The following is a 782-nucleotide window of genomic DNA, read 5'->3' on the forward strand; positions in this document are numbered from 1 at the left end:
GAGACCACCAGCAGCCGGCTCTCGGCGGCCGCGGAGACGACGGCCTCGACGGCGGAGGAGATGTCGGCCGGGACCGAGGAGCAGGCAGAGCAGACGACGGAGGTGGCGGCGGCCGTCGAGGAGATGTCCTCGACCGTGGCGTCCTCCTCCCAGCACGCCGAGCGGACCAACGAGAAGGCCCGGGAGGCGTCCGAGCTCGCGGAGAGGGGCGAGAAGGTGTTCAACCGGACCACCCAGGCGATGGAGCGCATCGTGGAGGTTGTCAACTCCTCCTCCAACAAGGTGTCGGCCCTCGGCGAGGCGAGCGCCGAGATCGGCGACATCGTTCAGGTCATCGAGGACATCGCCGACCAGACGAACCTGTTGGCCCTCAACGCCGCCATCGAGGCGCAGCGTGCCGGCGAGGAAGGAAAAGGCTTCGCCGTGGTGGCCGACGAGGTCCGCGAACTGGCCGAGCGGACCACCTCCGCCACCCAGGAAATCTCGGACGTGGTCGTGCAGATCCAGGAGCAGATCGACGAGGTCGTCGCCTCGATGGAGAAGGGCACCGACGAGGTCGAGAGTGGGCTCGCCCTCACGGAGGAGGCCTCCGATGCCCTCGACGAGATTACCGCGTCGATCGACGACATGGCGACGACGATCGACCAGATCGCGGCGGCCACTCAGGAGCAGTCGGCGACGACGACCCAGATTGCCGAGAGCGTTGAGTCGATCTCCGGCGTGGCGGACAGCGTGTCGGACTCGACGAACCAGTTGGCAGAGATGGCCGACGACATGTCCCG

General features: G+C 67.6%; 1 protein-coding gene. It reads left to right on the forward strand.

All coding sequences use genetic code 11. From position 1 onward, the window contains the following. Positions 1 to 782, forward strand: a 782-nt coding sequence (locus tag OJB03_RS15555; RefSeq protein ID WP_263788998.1) for a methyl-accepting chemotaxis protein, incomplete at both ends; no start/stop codon positions are given.

Source organism: Salinibacter grassmerensis, from assembly GCF_947077765.1.
GTDB classification, from domain to species: Bacteria; Bacteroidota; Rhodothermia; order Rhodothermales; family Salinibacteraceae; genus Salinibacter; species Salinibacter grassmerensis.